An 18373-nucleotide genomic window follows, 5' to 3' on the forward strand; every position below is an offset into this window, starting at 1 on the left:
GGTGCAGGTGGGTGGCCCGCATGTTTTTTATTTTCACAAAGTAACGGATAAGTTGGTATTGTCTACCGCGAGGCTGATGGTAAGGGAAATGTCGCCATCCGACCTTATGCCATTGGCGGCTATGTTGCAAGACGACGGCGTGATGTATGCTTATGGCGGAGCATTCTGTGCGGCCGAGACAGAGGCGTGGCTTGACAAACAGTTGCGTCGTTATGCCGAACTTGGTTTCGGTCTGTGGGCCGTGTGCCTGAATGATACAGGCGAGATGATAGGGCAGTGCGGCATAACGATGCAAGAATACAATGATTTGACTGTGCCGGAGATAGGCTATCTGTTTGCCCGTGGGCACTGGCACAATGGATATGCCGCCGAGGCTGCCATGGCTTGCCGTTGTTATGGCATGGCCAACTTGCATTTCAACAGGCTATATTCCATAATCAGAGTAACCAATGTGGCTTCACAAAAAGTGGCATTCCGTATAGGCATGCGCCCCGAAGGCACAATAGTCAGGCACTACCGTGGGCAGTATATGCGCCACATCGTATTTTCTGCCGACATAGACTGATGCCTATTCGCATGGCTCCACGAGCCTTGTTTTCCATGCAGAGCGGCGTTCTCCGGCCTTTTCTCGCATGCCGGCATTCACCGCCCGTCTTCAATCGCCCGTTATCTCCCCAAGCCATTGCTTCCTTTTCCCCACATGTCCTGCCTGCCGTAATGTCCCTGGGCATGGCTGGCTGCCCCAAGGCAATGTGGCAGCCAATCAGCAGGCAAGATGGTGTGAAACGTTTGGCGAGCATGATGTTGTTGCGGAAAAGGCGATTCGGCGCCCGATGGGCGACAGTGAGTGAATCGTAATACAATGCCCATGCTACGCCAGCGGTAGCTCCCCTGTTACCCAATCAACATCGTCTGCTGTATTCTTTTTGCCACATCATTATTGTAATAGAACCAACTGCTGCGGCTTAGTTGGCCCTATCCGTTCTGTCGTTGGTTTAAGTTTCCAATCACATATCACCAGCAGTAAAGCCACTGCGTTACTGTTGCTTTTGTTTATCTACATCCCGTTTCATCATGGTGTTTGTGCGCTTTGTGTCAGGACTTTACGCTGCAGGTGGCTTTAATGGTGTTTTGCAATTAGTCATATTGGTGCCACAATTAGCCCAAACCACCGCATTCAGACAAAAAGGACAATGTGTGGGAATGTAAGTCGCATTGTTTCATATATATATATATCTAATTTTGCATAAAACGAAAGGGTGACGACAGTTGGCTCGGATTGCTCAAGCAGCATGTTCCTGAGCCCTAAGGCATAGCCCGGCAGCAAGCCTCACGGTGGCCCTTGCCTCAGTCCGGCCTGCATATTTCGAGCCGGATGGCAGTTGGTTGATGCAGGGCATGCATGGTGCATTCAGGCACTCAACGTTGCCGGGCTATTCGTCATGGTCGTTTTAAAGTATATAACAGTTTAGAATAATTGATGGAATGGCATCAGTAAAGGTGAAGTTCAGGCCTTCGACAGTGGAAGGTGGAATGGGGAGTGTTTACTTTCAGGTAATACAAAATAGGGTAGTCAGGCAGATAGGCACAGGCTACAGGCTTTACAGCAATGAGTGGGATGATGGTTCGTCGATGCCGGCAGAGCTTGGCGAGGGCGAAGCCCGTGCTGCAGAGGTGCATGGCATAGGCGAGGACATAAGGCGCGAGAAGGCTTTGCTCGACAACGTAGTGGCCTCGCTCGACAGCCATGGCCCTTACACGGCCGACATGGTTGTGCACTCATATCACAGGCAGGATGCAAGCCTGTCGTTCTCTGTGTTTATGAACGGCGTCATTGCCAAGTTGCGCAAGCAGGGGCGGATGCGCACAGCCGAGACCTACGATTCGGCCCTGCGTAGCTTTATGGAGTTCAGAAACCAGGTTGATGTCACGTTGGATGCCATGAACTCCAACCTCATCGTACATTATGAGGCCTACCTGAAGAAGAGGGGGTTGAAGAAGAACACCATCTCTTTTTACATGCGCATACTGCGGGCCACCTACAACAGGGCCGTCGACAGCGGGCTCACCTCGCAGGCCAACCCGTTTGACAACGTGTACACAGGGGTTGACAAGACCGTGAAGCATGCCCTGCCTTTCGGCCTTGTGAAGCGCATGAAGGATATCGACTTGACATCGGACTCGTCGCTTGAGTTTGCCCGCGACATGTTCTTGTTCAGTTTCTACACCCGCGGCATGTCGTTTTTAGACATGGCTTACCTCGACCGCGACAGCATTCAGAACGGCGTGCTGTCATACCGCCGGCGCAAGACCGGCCAGACGCTTTACATAAAGTGGGAGCCCTGCATGCAGGACATTGTCGACAAGTATCCCGGCGCAGAAAACGGAAGGTTGCTGCCGATAATAAAGCGTAGCAACAATGAGCGCCGTCAGTATGAGAGCGCGCTCCATTTGGTAAACCACAAGCTTAAGGAGGTTGGAGCCATGATTGGGGTTACTTCGGGGCTCACCATGTATGTGGCGCGCCATTCGTGGGCCAGCGCGGCCAACAGCCAGGACATACCGCTGGGCGTGATCAGCGAGGGGATGGGGCATGACTCCGAGAACACCACCCGCCTTTACCTTGCCTCGCTCGACAATTCGGTTGTCGATACGGCCAACGGCATGATACTTCACAAGCTCTGATGGCTGCCCGCCCGGGCTGCCGGTACAGGTTGCAATGGCCTGCGGGCGGGCATTGCGCTTACTTCCGGCAGGCATGGGCAAGCCAACCGGGTGTGGGAGGCCCGCGACACTGCCCGTTTTCCGTATCAAAAATCAAGCCTTGTTTCGGTGTGCGACGGCCGTCGCACACCGAAACAAGGCTTGATTTTATTATGTCTGCCGTTGCCGCAGGCCAGTTGAATGCCACTGCCGGGCTGTGTGTTGGGCATCGTTCATACCGTATATTCCGCAGTACGGTGGCTTGGCCTGTGTGTGCCGGCATCATCGAGGCGCTATGTCGGCGTTGCCGGTGCGGCCCTGCGGCCATCGCCATAAGGCCGTTGCGCCTCATGTGGCTCGCCATTCGGTCGCCGGTGTCTGTTGCTGCAGCAGTCATCAGTCTTGCTTGCCGTGGCCCCGGCCATGCCGTGCGGCTAAAGCCTCCCGCTCTTAGGGAGTGGCGGCCTTGGCGGCCTTGGGGCGCTGCAGCCCTTGCTCAGTCAATCACCCCGTAGTGCATCAGGGCGTTGCGTATGCCGTTGTCATCAACGTGCGAGGTCACGTAGTCGGCAGCCTGCTTCACATCGTCGCCCGCATTGCCCATGGCCACGCCCACGCCGGCCCGCCGCAGTATGGAAATATCGTTACCGCCGTCGCCGAAAGCCATCGTCTCGGCAATGTCGAGCCCAAGGTACTCGGCCATCTTTTCGAGCCCCTTGCCCTTGTCGGCCATGCTCGACGTTATGTCGCAGAAAGCCGGGTGCCACCGGCCGGAGACGCAGTTGGGCATCAGCTGCATGAGCCTCGCTTCCCGCTTGGCGTCGATGAACGGCGAAAACTGCAGTATGCGCTGGCCGTTGAGGGCGCTCAGGGGCAGCGAGGTGTCGATGTTGGTCACGTTGAGCTGATTGACGAACACATCGGTGAACACCTGTTTGGCATTCACCAGCACCACATCGCGCTCGCCGGCCACCAGGCAGGCGTAGTCGGAGGCAATGCTGTCGGCCAATATGGCGTCTATGTCCGACTGGGGCACAGGGTTGCAGTAAACCGTGGTTTCGCCCTTTATGCATAAGGCCCCGTTGGTGGTTATGTATCCGTCGATGAGGTCTTCAATCTGCCCGAGGTTGTTGATGAGCAGTTTCGGCCGCCCTGTTGATATGTAAATTCCCACCCCGTTGTCCTTTGCGCGGGCGAGGGCGTCGACGGTTGACGTGGGTATGGTGTGGGTATTGAAGCTCACAAGCGTACCGTCGATGTCTAAAAATATGCTGCGAATCACAGTTTTGAATGTTTGTTGGTTGTTTTCTGTTGTTGATGTATTTTGAGTGTATGCGTCTCGCCGGCATGCCTGCATCACCGCGTGCAGCTGTGGCTTTGGGGCGGCAGTAGGCGGGTGGGGGCGTGTCAGGGCCGTGCGCCCATGCTTTCGCCGCCCGGGCCACGGCCGCCGGGGTCCTTGTCACATCGGGAAGAGCAGCGGCAGGGCGAACACCATCACTATGCCGATGATGATTTGCAGTGGCAGTCCCACCTTGATGTAGTCGCTGAAGGTATATTCACCGGCGTGCATTACAAGGGCGTTGGGCGGTGTCGAGAACGGCGAGGCAAAGCACATGCTTGCCCCCAGCGTCACGGCGAAGAGAAACGGATACGGGCTTACGCCGATTTCCGTGGCAGATGTCATGGCTATTGGGGCCATGAGCACCGCCGTTGCCGTGTTGCTGATGAACATTGTGAGCAGCGACGTGGTGAAGTATATGCCGGCCAGCAGCACCGTGGGGCCCATTGAGCCGAGCGACGACACCAGCGAGTGGGATATGAGGGCCGATGTGCCCGTCTTCTCGAGTGCCACCGACATGGGCATCATGGCCGCTATGAGCATGATGCTCTCCCAGTTGATGGTCTTGTAGGCAGCCTCGACGTTGCGGAAGCACCCCGTTATGACCATAAGCAGCGCCGCTGCCATGACAGCCGTCACCGGCGCGATGGGAATGAACTCGAACACCATGGCCGCTATCATCAGCAGCATTATTATGGCGGCCACTGGCGCCTTGTAGTCGAGAGTAACCTGCGAGGCCTGCTTCTCAGGCTGCCCGAGCACCACCCAGTCGGTCTCGTCGTCGTCGAGCTGTGCGATGTTGCTCCACTTGCCCTGCACGAGCAGCACGTCGCCCGACTGCAGTTTCACCTGCGGCAGGTCGTTCATTATGTAGTCATTGTTGCGCTTTATGCCAAGCACATTGATGCTATAGCGCTCGCGGAAGCCCGATTTGCGCAGTGGCATCCCAATGATTCGCGCAGTAGGCATGAGCACAATCTCGGATATGCCGATGTCGTAGAAGTCGATGCTGTTGTTGTCCAGTTCTTCCATTCGGTTCTCGCTGGCAAATTGCGACATCTTGGCCGTGTCGCCCGTCAGGTATATTATGTCGCCGGCAGTCAGTATGCTCTCCGGCGATGCAAGGCTTTGCGTGACGTTGCGTATCAGTCCGCTCCGGTCAGAGCTTTCGTTGCGAATCTCGAGAATCGACAGTCCGTAGCGTCCGGGCAGGTCAAGCTCGGCCACGCTTTTGCCGGCTATTGCCGAGTGTTGCTTTATTCTGTAGCGCCTCAGGGCGTTGCTCAGGTTGTATTCGCTTACCAAGTCGTCGAGAGTCTTGCCCCTGCCGGAGTTGTGCTTGCCGCTGCCTTTCTTCTTGTATAGGAACTTCTTGCTGAGCGGCAGCATCACCACGATGCCCGTTATTATGCAGATTACGCCCACGGGGAAGAACGAGAAGAACTCCAATGGCTCATAGCCTGCCGCCGTGAGCGCATCCTGTATGACGAGGTTGGGCGGGGTACCGATGAGCGTGAGCATGCCTCCCATGCTGCTTGCAAACGCCAGTGGCATGAGCAGGCGCGCGGGTTGCGTGCCGCTTTGCACAGCCATGCTCACCACTATGGGCATCATCAGCGCCACGGTGCCGGTGTTGCTTACGAAGGCGCCTATGGCCGAGGTCACTATGACCACCAGTAGAAACATCCGTGTGTCGCTGCCGGCGGCCAGCTTCATTATCTTCTGGCTCACGGCCTTGGCCAGGCCGGTCTGCAAGATGGCTCCGCCAACCACAAACAGGCCCACCATCATGATGATGACTGTAGACGAGAAGCCGGCAAGGGCTTCCTCGGGGGTGAGTATTCCGAGCAGGATTAGTGCTGTGAGGGCGCAAAGGGCCACTATGTCGGCGCGTATCTTGCCTATGATGAACATCACGACAGTAAGCGCAAGGATGATGAGTGTTGCTGTCATTTGCTATTCGTTGTTTTCTGCTTGTTTGTTAAGTTGCTGTTGGTATGGGCATAATGCTTGTTTCTGTTAGCATGGTCGAGAGAGTGGCCCGTGCCTTGGTGTTTCAGTCTGCAGCGCCGGTGGCCGCGTTGGGGCCCGTGGTGGCGTGTCTGGCTGTGGGCCTTGCGTTGGCTCCGGCTTGCTTGTGCCTTGGCGCCTTTGTGGTTTCCGCCTGACATGGCCGGTGTTGCCGCGCTCGGAAAACAATGTGTGTGGGGCGGCATCTACGGCTTTTTGATTTGTCTGCCCGTTTGTCTTGTGTCTTGATGCCGCCACGCGGTCTTGTCGCTGCCCGCGTGTTGGTGCGGGCTTTGTGGCCTTCGGGCCGTGAGGCCTGTTGGCCTTGAGTTATCCTTTCAGGCCGTGCCTGTGCGGTATTGTGTAGTTTTGGTGTTGCTGTATGCGCAAATGGCGATATCGTCCCGCCGTGACAGCCACCGTCAGGGGGCTTCCCGGCCATGGCCTTTTGTTAGTCCGAAGCGGCCATGGCACCAGTGTGCCATGGCCTTTCGGTATTGTCGTCTTGCTGTTTCGCTGTTTGCAAGATAGTGGTTTGCTGTCTGTTCCGCGCGCCATTGTGTGGTGCGCCATGGCTTTTGGGCATGTGTCGGGCCATGCAGCCCGCCCGTCGGCCGTGTTCCGCCATGCCTTGCCCGTAGCCGTTTCGGCGCAGGCGGTTGCGTCATTGCTTGGCGTTGCCTTGTGTGGCGAGCAGTTTGTTGACCGTCTCGGTAAGGAACGGCTTCAGGTTTTCGTATGGAATGGTAAACGAGATGCTCCCCACGGCATACGGCGCTATTTCGTACGGCTGGTAGATGAAGGCCATGCCTTTTTCCGTCAGGTACGGTGGTGTCTCAGGCAGCGGCAGGTAGTTGACGTCGTTGTTGATGAACAGCACCTCTGCCAGTTGCTTGTCGTCGTTCACCTTCTGCCCCGTCGACTCAACATACTGCTTCAGTCCCATTTTGAGCAGTTTCCTGAAGTCCTCGGTGTTGGTATTGCGCAGCATCTCATATCCGAAGCGCCGTCCGTCGGACTTGCGGAAAGTGATGCCGCTCATCGAGTGGCTTCCATGCGCCCCGCCGAGGAACTGTTCGTTGAAGTCGGTGTAAGTCACATACGTGTCGGTCTCGGCGGCCACCTTTATCTCCTGCTTGTAGTACAGCGGAGCGGCTGCCGAGCCCTGCATGTCCTTGGCCAGCTCGTTGAGTCGTGTTGTCTGTCCGTTGCCGTAGTAGGCCATTATGGAGTCGCTGCTGGTCAGCGGGCCGGTGTAAGTGCCGCCCAGCTGCTCGCTGATATACTCGCATACGGCGTTGGTAAGTGTTGCATTGCCGCTTTTGGGATAGTCGGCCAGAAGCGTCACGTCAGATGCGTGGCTTTTGTTTTCGTACTTTGCCGGTTCGGTTGTGAATCCCTCTTGTGTTGCCTGTGTGTTTCCGCATGCGGCGGCCATGGCCGATGCAAAGACTATGCTGATAAAGTTAGTTCTCATTGTCAGTATGGGTTTTATTGTTAAAAGGCAGCCCGCGCTTGCTGGCCGGGCTGCCTTTGATATGGTGTTCTTTAATGCTCAGGCGTGCCGATTAGCCCTTGATGGCGGCTACGCCCGGAAGCACCTTGCCCTCGATGGCCTCGAGCAGTGCTCCTCCGCCTGTGGAGATGTACGACACCTTGTCGGCCATGCCGAACTTGTTGATGCAGGCCACAGAGTCGCCGCCACCGATGAGCGAGAACGCTCCGTTGGCCGTTGCCTCTGCAATGGCGTCTGCAATGGCCTTCGAGCCGCCGATGAAGTTGTCGAACTCAAACACACCGGCAGGGCCGTTCCACAGTATTGTCTTGGCGTCCTTGATGGCGTCGGCGAATGCCTTGCGCGTCTCGGGGCCGGCATCGAGGCCTTCCCATCCGTCAGGAATGTTGTCGGAGGGGCAAACCTGGGTGTTGGCATCGTTAGAGAATGCGTCGGCAGCTATGCAGTCGGTGCCCAGCACGAGGTTCACTCCGTTCTCCTTGGCTTTCTTCATCACGTCGAGGGCCACGTCGAGCTTGTCGTCTTCGCAGATGGAGTTGCCAATCTTGCCTCCCTGTGCCTTGGCGAAGGTGTATGTCATGCCGCCGCAGAGGATGAGGTTGTCAACCTTTCCGAGCAGGTTCTCGATGATTCCGATTTTTGTCGACACCTTTGAGCCGCCCATGATTGCGGTGAACGGGCGCTTGATGTTGCTCAGCACGTTGTCTACGGCCTTCACCTCCTTCTCCATCAGGTAGCCCAGCATCTTGTGGTCTGCGTCGAAGTAGTCGGCTATTACGGCTGTCGAGGCGTGGCGGCGGTGTGCGGTGCCGAATGCGTCCATCACGTAGCAGTCGGCATACGAGGCCAGTTTCTTGGCGAAAGCCTTCTGGCGCTCCTTCATCTCTTTCTTTGCCTCGTCGTATTTCGGGTCTTCCTTGTCAATGCCCACGGGCTTGCCTTCCTCCTCGGGGTAGAAGCGGAGGTTCTCGAGCAGCAGTGCCTCGCCCGGCTTCAGGGCGGCCACCTCGGCGTCGGCGTTGGCGCAGTCGGGTGCAAACTTGACTTCGACGCCCAGGGCTGCCGAAACATTATTGACAATCTGCGAGAGAGAAAGCTCTTTCTTCACCTTGCCTTTGGGCTTGCCCATGTGGCTCATCATGATGAGCGCGCCGCCATCGGCCAGCACCTTCTTCAGTGTGGGGAGCGCGCCGCGTATGCGAGTCTCGTCCGTTACGTTACCATTCTCGTCCAGTGGCACGTTGAAGTCCACGCGGACAATTGCCTTCTTGCCGGCAAAGTTGAACTGATCGATATTCATAGCTGTATTGTAATTTGATTGAACTTCTTGTTTTTGCGAACGCAAAGTTAGCGATTATAATTAACATTTGGGCCATGCCGGTCGAGTTTTTATATATTTTTTACGGCATTTACATTCAAATGCAACTTCCGCTTTGCAAAAATGGCATGTCGGCCGACTGCTTTCAGGCCCCGCCACAGACTGGCGTGCCGCCGGGGGCAGCCCACGGCCGCCAATGCCTCGGGCCGGCATCGTGTAAACATAAAGTCACCGCTGCCATGCCGCGCCGTCAGGTTGGCCATCGTGCTGGCCGTCAGTCTGTTGCGGCCAGGTCTCTTGCCGTGTTGCCATACGGCCCGCGGTGCATCGCCGTATGGGCCGTTTGGCAACATAAAACGGGCCGTACGGCAGGATAGGACGGCCCGTATTGCGCCCCTCCCTTGATATTGTAAACAAATGATACCGCCCGCCACAACCGTAAGCCACCTGCTCCTCCCCTTACCTCAGGCCAAGTTGCCGCTTGCCGCCACGACCATGGCTCAACCGCCAGGGCGCATGTGACTGGGGCGGCACGGTTGTCGCCATGCTGCCTTGCGGCACCGGGCGACGTGGCTTCGGGCCTTGGCAGGCGGGCCGCGGTGGGCTTCGGATGACGGCGCAATGGGCGTTGCGGCACGCTGCATTACCGCCGGTGTAAAAATAGTTCGCCTTATTCTTGGCAGTTCGCGGAAGAAATGCTATCTTTGTGCAATAGTTTATGCACAATCGGGCGCGTGCTCACAACGCCCTGTGCCAGCCACGGGTTTAAGGAAAATAAGAGTAAGTATTAATATAAAATGTGAACATCATTATGAAAGCATTGACTACTGAAAAGGCGCCTGCAGCCATTGGGCCATACAGCCAGGCAATTGAGGCAAACGGATTTGTGTACGCATCGGGCCAGCTGCCCATCGACCCGGCCACCGGGGCTTTCCCCGAAGGAGGGGTGAAGGAGCAGACCAGGCAGTCGATACTTAACGCCCAGGCCATACTCCGCTCTGCGGGGCTCGAGCTGTCTAATGTGGTCAAGACCACAGTGCTGCTGTCAGACATCGCCGACTTCGCCGCCATGAACGAGGTCTACGCCGAGTTCTTCGGCGAGCCTTATCCCGCCCGCTCGGCGTTTGCCGTCAGGGCTTTGCCCAAGGGTGCCTTGGTGGAGATTGAAATGATTGCGGCGCGATGACAGGCAAGGATGCTCTGATAGTGGTTAGCGGCGGCATGGACAGCGTGACGCTGCTCTACGACATGAAGGACAGCATTGCCATGGGGGTGTCTTTCGACTATGGCAGCAACCACAACGCCCGCGAGATACCCCTGGCCGAGATGCATTGCCGGCGCTTGGGCATCCCGCATGTCACCATCAACCTCGGTTTCATGCACCAGCACTTTAAGAGTTCGCTGCTCGAAGGGGCCGACGCCATTCCCGAAGGGCACTATGCCGAGGCCAACATGAAGTCGACCGTGGTGCCTTTCCGCAATGGCATCATGCTTGCCATTGCCGTGGGGCTGGCCGAGAGCAACGGGCTCAGGCGCGTGTTGCTGGCCAACCATGGTGGCGACCATGCCATCTATCCCGACTGCAGGCCCGCGTTCATCGCGGCCATGGATGCCGCTGCCGTGGCCGGCACTTACGAGGGCGTGCGCGTCGAAGGGCCTTACACCGGCCTGACCAAGGCCGACATCGCCCTGAAGGGCAAGGCGCTGGGCATTGACTATGCCCAGACGTGGTCGTGCTACAAAGGCGGCGAGCGCCATTGCGGCCGTTGCGGCACCTGCGTAGAGCGCAGGGAGGCATTGGCTGCCGCCGGCATTGACGACCATACCGAGTATGACGACTGACAGGGCCCGACCGCGTAGCTGTCTGCCGATGGCACGGGGCGGGGCTTTTAACTGACTTTCAACGGCGGCGGGCCATGGCGGCCCGGCCGCCGATAACCTAAAACTACAAAAAGATTATGGCCAGTATTAAACGGATTATAGAGTGTGTGCCCAACTTCAGCGAGGGGCGCGACATGGGAGTAATAAAGCAGATAACAAGCGAGATTGAGTCTACCGACGGCGTAAGGCTGCTGGATGTCGACCCGGGCGAGGCCACCAACCGCACGGTGGTCACCTTTGTGGGCGAGCCGGAGGCTGTGGTCGAGGCGGCTTTCAAGGCCGTGCGCAAGGCCGGCGAACTGATTGACATGAGGCAGCACCACGGCGCCCATCCACGCATCGGGGCCACCGACGTGTTGCCTTTGGTGCCGGTGAGCGGCATAACGCTCGAAGAGTGTGCCGAGCTCGCGCGCGGCCTGGCCGAGCGCATAGCTGCCGAATTGCGCATACCGTGCTATTGCTACGAGGCTGCGGCGTTGCGCCCCGGGCGGGCCAACCTTGCCGTTTGCCGCAAGGGTGAGTATGAGGCCATCGCCGAACGGCTCGGCGACGAGGCCGAGCGACCCGACTTCGGCTACCGGCCATACGACGATGACATGGCGCGCACGGGCTGCACGGTGGTCGGAGCGCGCGATTTCCTGATAGCGGTCAACTTCAACCTCAACACCACTTCCACGAGGCGGGCCAATGCCGTGGCCTTCGACGTGAGGGAGAAGGGGCGACCCGAGCGTACGGGCAACCCCATCACGGGGCCCATTGTGCGCGATGCCGAGGGCAATCCGGTGATGCGTCCCGGTACGTTGAAGTGCACAAAGGCCATCGGATGGTTTATCAAGGAGTATGGCATTGCGCAGGTTTCGATGAACATCACCAACGTCAATGTCACCCCGCTCCACGTGGCCTTCGAGGAGGTATGCCGCTGTGCAGAGGCCAGGGGGCTGCGTGTCACGGGCACAGAGATAGTGGGCCTCGTGCCGGAGCATTCGCTGATTGATGCCGGCAAGCATTTCCTGAAAAAGCAACACCGCTCGTGCGGCATACCAAAGGGCGACATACTGAACATCGCGGTGAAGTCGCTCGGACTCGACGACCTTAAGCCTTTCGTGCCCGAAGAGAAGGTAATAGAGTACCTGCTCGCCGCCGGCGAGAACCATGAGGGCCGGCTGACGGCAATGACCGTGGAGGGATTTGCCGACGAAACGCTGCGTGAGTCGCCGGCACCAGGCGGCGGCTCGGTGTCGGCTTACATGGGGGCGCTGGGCGCCGCGCTCGGTACGATGGTGGCAAACCTCTCGGCCCACAAGCCGGGATGGGATGACCGCTGGGAGGAATTCGGCGTCTGGGCTGAGAAGGGAGTAGAGATTGAGACCGAGCTGCTGCGCCTTGTCGATGAAGACACAGAGGCCTTCAACCGCATCATGGCGGCTTTCTCTATGCCTAAGGCTACCGACGAAGACAAGAAACTGCGCTCCGAGGCCATTCAGCGGGCCACGTTGTTTGCGGCACAGGTGCCGCTCGAGACAATGAAGGCGTCGTCGAAGGTGTTTGAGCTGTGCAGGGCAATGGTGGAGCAGGGCAACCCCAACAGCGTGTCAGACGCAGGAGTGGGGGCTCTGGCCGCGCGCGCCGCAGTGATGGGAGCCGGACTGAACGTGAAAATCAACGCCGCTTCGCTCAAGGACAAGGGCGTGGCCGACGGACTCGTGGCCGAGGCCGACAGGCTCATGGCCGAGGCCTGCGGGGCCGAGGCTGCCATTATAGATATGGTGAACAAGGTGATAAACAAGGATTAATGATAATAATGATTATGGACAAGGAACAATTTGCTGCAGAGATACGGGCCGGCATACCCGACGTATTGCCCGAACCGATGCCATACGACACTGAAATCAACCATGCGCCAAAGCGCAAGGACATACTCACACCGGCTGAGAAGAAGCTGGCCTTGCGCAATGCGCTGAGGTATTTCCCCAAGAAATTCCACGCTGTGCTTGCCCCGGAGTTTGCCGACGAGCTTGAGACGTATGGGCGGATATACATGTACCGCTTCCGCCCGAAGTACGAGATGTATGCCCGTCCGATTGACGAATACCCTCATCGCTCGCTCCAGGCCGCAGCTATAATGCTCATGATACAGAACAATCTCAACCCCGCTGTGGCGCAGCACCCGCACGAACTGATTGTCTACGGGGGCAACGGGGCCATCTTCCAGAACTGGGCGCAGTACCGGTTGACCATGAAATACCTCAGCGAAATGACCGATGAGCAGACGCTGGTGATGTATTCGGGCCATCCGCTCGGCCTCTTCCCCTCGCACAGGAATGCTCCAAGGGTGGTTGTGACCAACGGCATGGTCATACCGAATTACTCGAAGCCCGACGACTGGGAGCGCTTCAACGCCCTCGGCGTCAGCCAGTATGGGCAGATGACTGCCGGGTCTTACATGTACATTGGGCCGCAGGGCATCGTCCATGGCACCACGATCACCGTGCTCAACGCTGCCCGCATGCAGATGACAAAGGAGCCGGGCCGCTCTGACATACGCGGCATGCTGTTCGTGTCGTCGGGACTCGGAGGCATGTCGGGAGCACAGCCAAAGGCCGGAAACATAGCCGGGGTGGTCAGTGTGGTGGCAGAAATCAACCCCCTGGCGGCCCGGAAACGCTACGACCAGGGGTGGGTTGACGAGCTGCACGACAACCTCGACGAGCTCATGCCGGCAATACGCAAGGCTGTGGGCGAGCGCAAGGCTGTGTCGATGGCCTACGTCGGCAATGTGGTAGACCTGTGGGAGCGCCTCGCCGACGAGGGCATCAAGGTCGACCTGGGCAGCGACCAGACTTCGCTCCACAACCCGTGGGCCGGCGGTTACTATCCCGTGGGCATGACGCTCGAGGAGTCGAAGGAGATGATGGCAGCCAATCCGGCCGCCTTCCGCGAGCGGGTGCAGGCTTCGCTGCGCCGCCAGGTTGCAGCCATCAACAGGCTGGCGGAGCGCGGCATGTACTTCTTCGACTACGGAAATGCCTTCCTCCTGCAGTCGCAGCGGGCCGGGGCCGACATCATGGGGGCCGACGGCCGCTTCCGCTATCCGTCATACGTGCAGGACATCATGGGCCCGATGTTCTTCGACTACGGCTTCGGCCCATTCCGATGGGTGTGCACCTCGGGCGACCCGAAGGACCTCGAGGCTACCGACCGCATAGCCACGGCTGTGCTGGAAGGCATCCGCAAGACTGCGCCCGAGGAGATAAAGCACCAGTTGGACGACAACATCCACTGGATAAAAGAGGCCGGGCCAAACCATCTCGTGGTCGGTTCGCAGGCGCGCATCCTTTATGCCGACGCCGAAGGGCGCACCAAGATAGCCCTTGCTTTCAACGAGGCCATACGCCGGGGAGAAATCAGTCGACCCGTAGTGCTTGGCCGCGACCATCACGATGTGTCGGGTACCGATTCGCCATTCCGTGAGACCAGCAACATCTACGACGGCTCGCAGTTCTGCGCCGACATGGCCGTGCAGAACGTGATTGGCGACTCTTTCCGCGGGGCCACGTGGGTGTCGCTGCACAACGGCGGCGGAGTAGGCTGGGGAGAAGTCATCAACGGCGGTTTCGGCATGGTCATCGACGGTGGTGACGACAGCGACCGTCACATACGCGAGATGCTGTTCTGGGATGTCAACAACGGCATAGCCCGTCGCAGCTGGGCCCGCAACGAGGGCTCCATGCACAGCATCGTGCGCGAGATGGAGCGCACCCCGGGCTTGAAGGTCACCATGCCCAACATCGTCGACGACAGCGTTGTCGACTCAGTATTTGGTTCTTAATGTTGTATTTTTATCGAAACGGTTATGGTACATGAAATATCTGCCGAGCACCTGACAATCGAACGCATCGGCGAAATAATAGACAAGGGTTACAAGTTGAGGCTCAGTGACGATGCGCGCAACCGCATAATGCGCTGCCGCGAGTATCTCGACAAGAAGATTTCAGAGAGCAATGTGCCCATATACGGTGTCACCACGGGCTTCGGTTCGCTCTGCAACGTGTCCATCGGCAACGACCAGCTGTCGCAATTGCAGATAAACCTCATGATGTCGCACGCCTGCGGTACGGGTGACCGCGTGCCCAACGAGATTGTGAAGATAATGATTCTGCTCAAGGTGCAGTCGTTGAGCTACGGTTATTCGGGCTGCAAGCTCGACACGGTAGAGCGCCTTGTCGACTTCTTCAACAGCGATGTATATCCCGTTGTCTACCAGCAGGGCTCACTGGGAGCTTCCGGCGACCTTGTGCCGCTGGCCCACCTGTGCCTTCCTCTTGTAGGCCTTGGCGAGGTGGAATATCGCGGCAAGGTGATGGGCGCGGCCGAGGCATTGCGCAAAAACGGCTGGAAGCCAATACAGTTGGCCTCGAAGGAGGGTTTGGCATTGCTCAACGGCACGCAGAACATGAGCGCTTACGCCGTGTGGGCCATACTCAACAGCAAGCGGCTGGCCGATTGGGCCGATGCCATAGCGGCCATGTCGCTCGATGCCTATTGCGGACTCGTCGAGCCTTTTATCGATGCCGTGCACCAGGTGCGCCCGCATCGCGGCCAGATATTCACCGCTCAGCGCATGCGCGAGCTTCTTGATGGCAGCGAGATTGTTGCCAAGCCGAAGGGGTATGTGCAAGACCCGTATTCGTTCAGGTGCATACCGCAGGTGCATGGGGCCATGAGAGACACGCTGGCCTACGTGGAGTCGGTGATAGACACGGAGATAAACTCGGCCACCGACAACCCGACCGTGTGCCCGGACGACGACATCATCATCTCGGCGGGCAACTTCCACGGCGAGCCTATCGCCCTGCCCATGGACTTCCTGGCCATTGCCGTCAGTGAGCTGGCCAACATATCGGAGCGCCGCATTTACAAGCTCGTGTCGGGCACACGCGGACTTCCGAGTTTCCTCGTGGCCAACCCGGGCGTCAACAGCGGTTTCATGATTACCCAGTATACGGCGGCCTCGATAGTGAGCCTGAGCAAAAGCCTGTGCACTCCGTCGTCTGTCGACAGCATACCGTCAAGCCAAGGCCAGGAAGACCACGTAAGCATGGGAGCCAATGCGGCGCTGAAGCTGCACCAGGTGGTGCTCAACACAGAGCGCGTGCTGGCCATCGAGCTGTTCAATGCCGCCCAGGCCCTCGACTTCCGCCGCCCGTTGAAGTCGTCGGAGCCCATCGAGTCGGTATACGCTGCCTACCGTCGTGTGGTTCCGTTCATTGTCAACGACGAGGTGATGTTCCCGCATATCAGTCATTCAATAGATTTCATCAGGAACAATGCGCCTGCTCGTTGAGAACATATCCACGCTTGTCGGTACAGGCATAGGCGGCAAGTTGAGGCTTTGCGGAAGCGAGATGTCCGGGCTGAACACGCTCGACAATGCCTGGCTGCTTGCAGACGACGGACGCTTTGCAGCCTTCGGCGGCATGGACGACATGCCGCCGGAGGGGCTGCGGGCCGACGTTGTGGTCGACGCCCGCGGAGGCATGGTGTTGCCGTCGTGGTGCGACCCACATACCCACGTGGTGTATGCAGGCAGCCGTGAGGGCGAGTTTGTCGACAAGATTCGCGGCCTGAGCTATGCCGAGATAGCCCGCAGGGGCGGCGGCATACTCAACTCGGCCGACCTGTTGCACACGCTCAGCGAGGACGAACTGTACGCCCAGGCCATGCGCCGCGTGCGCGAGGTCATGAAGAAGGGCACCGGCTGCTTGGAGATAAAGAGCGGCTACGGGCTCAATACGGCCGACGAGCTCAAGATGCTCCGCGTAATCAGGCGCATCAGCGAGAGCGTCCCGGCCCGCATAGTGTCCACGTTTCTCGGCGCCCATGCCATCGGCAGGGGTTACGGCCACGCCGAGTATGTAGACCTTGTGGTAAACGAGATGATTCCGGAGGTGGGCCGTGAGCGTCTGGCCGACTTTGTCGACGTGTTCTGCGACGAGGGTTTCTTCACCCCCGAAGACACTGCCCGCATTCTCGATGCGGCAGCGCCGTGGGGCATGCGCCCAAAGATTCACGTCGACGAGCTGGCTTCCATTGGCGGCTTGCAAGTCGGGGTGGAGCGTGGCGCACTGTCTGTCGACCATCTGGAGAACATGCGTGAAGACGAGTTTGGCGTTTTGCGCGGCAGCATCACCATGCCGACGGCATTGCCGGGCACGTCGTTTTTCCTGAACATGCCTTACGCCCCGGCGCGCAAGATGATTGACAGCGGACTGCCTGTGGCCGTGGCCAGCGACTACAACCCGGGCTCAACGCCATCGGGCGACATGAAGTTTGTGGTGTCGCTGGCATGCATCAAGATGCGGCTGCTGCCGTCTGAGGCCATCAACGCCGCCACCATCAACGCCGCGTGCGCCATGGGCCTGAGTGCCGATTACGGTTCAATAGACGTTGGCAAGGTGGCCAATTTCTTCGTTACAGAGCCAATGCCGTCTGTAGATTTCATCCCGTATGCTTACACCACGCCCATTGTTAGCAGGGTGTTCCTCGGGGGTGAGGAGATTGTTTAGCGCCGTTGGCTTTCCCGGGGCACGCCGGCGGTGGCGGCATGTGCCGTCGGGCGTGTGTGCGTGATGCCCTCCGGCATTGCCGCGTCGGTTGGCCTGCGGGTAGTTAAATATGTTTTGATGCAGTTGTCTCAACACGCCTGGCGATGTTTCGTGGCATGTTGAGGCAACTGCATCAAATCTTTTGTGGGAGGTTACAGTCCGTAGTGCCAAGTCGTTCAGGCATAAGGTGGCCATTGTGGTCAGTCTTGTTCCCGTCTGTCAGCGTGCCCATTGCCAGCTACCAGCCTCTTCATCATCAGCAGATTGCCCATTACCATGTTTACGGCCTTGCGCTCCTGCTTCTTCAAGACCACATATCCCTTGTTCTTGAAAAACCCCTCGGCGGCGTAGCTCACGTCTGCCCTTATCTCCTTAAGGCCCTTGCCCCGGGCGTAATCCTCCAGTTCGTAGAGCATGGCGCTGCCAATTCCCTGTCTTTTGCATGCCCTGTCTACATACATAAGTTCAAGTAGTCCATTGCCGTTTATTGCCGCGAAGCCTGTAATGCGTCCGTCGGCAGACGTGGCAACGATGAAAAAGCACGTGTCTACAAGTTGCTCCCAGTGCCCCGGCTTGTCGGCGCAGGCAGCCCAGTCGGCTTTTTCCTCATTATTATAATACTTGTTGTCCACGCCGGCCACGGCGCGCCTGAACAGCTCTTTTATCCCGGGCAGGTCGCCAACAGTGGCCCGCCGTGTCATAATTTGATGCCTTTCCATGAGTCGTTGTATTGTTTTAGCGTAAAACATTGGGTAAGTAAAGGCAAAGTTACGAATAATAGCCATCACCTGCAAGCGTCAAAGCCACCTATTCCGGACCAAGCATGTCGTTGCGGTGGCCATGCCCTGCCATTGTTGCAGCGCTGTAAAGGTCGGTGGGTGACAGCCGTGCCATTCCGCCCGCCTTTCGCATCTGCGTAACACATTGGCAACCAGAGTGTTGTAAAACGGGCCTTTTTGCAACGCAAAACGGCCCGTGTCAGATTGCCATACGGGCCG

General features: G+C 58.1%; 13 protein-coding genes. 8 read left to right on the forward strand and 5 right to left on the reverse strand.

The window, feature by feature from the left end; all coding sequences use genetic code 11:
- Positions 1-52: 52 nt before the first annotated feature.
- Both M3089_RS00275 and M3089_RS00280 read left to right on the forward strand, forming a co-directional pair.
- Complete coding sequence (locus M3089_RS00275) at positions 53-565, forward strand: GNAT family N-acetyltransferase (RefSeq protein WP_249081146.1); 513 nt, start codon at positions 53-55, stop codon at positions 563-565.
- 920 nt (positions 566-1485) lie between these two features.
- Complete coding sequence (locus tag M3089_RS00280) at positions 1486-2685, forward strand: site-specific integrase (RefSeq protein ID WP_249081148.1); 1200 nt, start codon at positions 1486-1488, stop codon at positions 2683-2685.
- Between the two features lie 514 nt (positions 2686-3199).
- Here the strand turns inward: M3089_RS00280 and M3089_RS00285 are convergent.
- The 4 genes from M3089_RS00285 to M3089_RS00300 form a co-directional block, all read right to left on the reverse strand.
- Entirely contained in the window at positions 3200-3985 is a 786-nt protein-coding gene (locus M3089_RS00285) for a Cof-type HAD-IIB family hydrolase (protein WP_249081149.1), read from the reverse strand.
- 180 nt (positions 3986-4165) lie between these two features.
- On the reverse strand, positions 4166-5998 hold the full coding sequence (locus tag M3089_RS00290; protein WP_249081151.1) for an SLC13 family permease: 1833 nt from the start codon (positions 5996-5998) through the stop codon (positions 4166-4168).
- Positions 5999-6719: 721 nt separating this feature from the next.
- A complete protein-coding gene (locus M3089_RS00295; RefSeq protein ID WP_249081153.1) occupies positions 6720-7532 on the reverse strand; it encodes an RsiV family protein in 813 nt (270 codons plus the stop codon).
- A 91-nt stretch (positions 7533-7623) separates the two neighbouring features.
- Positions 7624-8871, reverse strand: a complete 1248-nt coding sequence (locus M3089_RS00300; RefSeq protein ID WP_249081154.1) for a phosphoglycerate kinase — start codon at positions 8869-8871, stop codon at positions 7624-7626.
- An 829-nt stretch (positions 8872-9700) separates the two neighbouring features.
- Between M3089_RS00300 and M3089_RS00305 the strand changes: the two genes are divergently transcribed.
- The 6 genes from M3089_RS00305 to hutI all read left to right on the forward strand — a co-directional run bounded on the left by M3089_RS00305 (position 9701) and on the right by hutI (position 17336).
- The gene (locus M3089_RS00305) at positions 9701-10075 is read left to right on the forward strand and encodes a RidA family protein (RefSeq protein ID WP_205108772.1); all 375 of its coding nucleotides are present in this window, start codon (positions 9701-9703) and stop codon (positions 10073-10075) included.
- On the forward strand, positions 10072-10731 hold the full coding sequence (gene queC / locus M3089_RS00310) for a 7-cyano-7-deazaguanine synthase QueC (protein ID WP_249081155.1): 660 nt from the start codon (positions 10072-10074) through the stop codon (positions 10729-10731). The genes M3089_RS00305 and queC overlap by 4 nt, the downstream gene beginning before the upstream one ends.
- Before the next feature lie 116 nt (positions 10732-10847).
- Positions 10848-12563 (forward strand): glutamate formimidoyltransferase, encoded by a 1716-nt coding sequence (ftcD, locus tag M3089_RS00315; protein ID WP_249081157.1) that lies wholly within the window; start codon positions 10848-10850, stop codon positions 12561-12563.
- Between the two features lie 14 nt (positions 12564-12577).
- On the forward strand, positions 12578-14599 hold the full coding sequence (locus M3089_RS00320) for a urocanate hydratase (RefSeq protein WP_249081343.1): 2022 nt from the start codon (positions 12578-12580) through the stop codon (positions 14597-14599).
- Positions 14600-14623: 24 nt separating this feature from the next.
- Complete coding sequence (gene hutH, locus M3089_RS00325) at positions 14624-16114, forward strand: histidine ammonia-lyase (protein ID WP_249081159.1); 1491 nt, start codon at positions 14624-14626, stop codon at positions 16112-16114.
- Complete coding sequence (hutI, locus tag M3089_RS00330) at positions 16098-17336, forward strand: imidazolonepropionase (RefSeq protein ID WP_249081161.1); 1239 nt, start codon at positions 16098-16100, stop codon at positions 17334-17336. The genes hutH and hutI overlap by 17 nt, the downstream gene beginning before the upstream one ends.
- A 239-nt stretch (positions 17337-17575) precedes the next feature.
- Here the strand turns inward: hutI and M3089_RS00335 are convergent, their stop codons facing one another.
- Positions 17576-18094 (reverse strand): GNAT family N-acetyltransferase, encoded by a 519-nt coding sequence (locus M3089_RS00335; RefSeq protein WP_249081163.1) that lies wholly within the window; start codon positions 18092-18094, stop codon positions 17576-17578.
- Positions 18095-18373: the final 279 nt, after the last annotated feature.

The sequence above is a fragment of the Marseilla massiliensis genome, from assembly GCF_023336985.1.
GTDB lineage: Bacteria > Bacteroidota > Bacteroidia > Bacteroidales > Bacteroidaceae > Prevotella > Prevotella intestinigallinarum.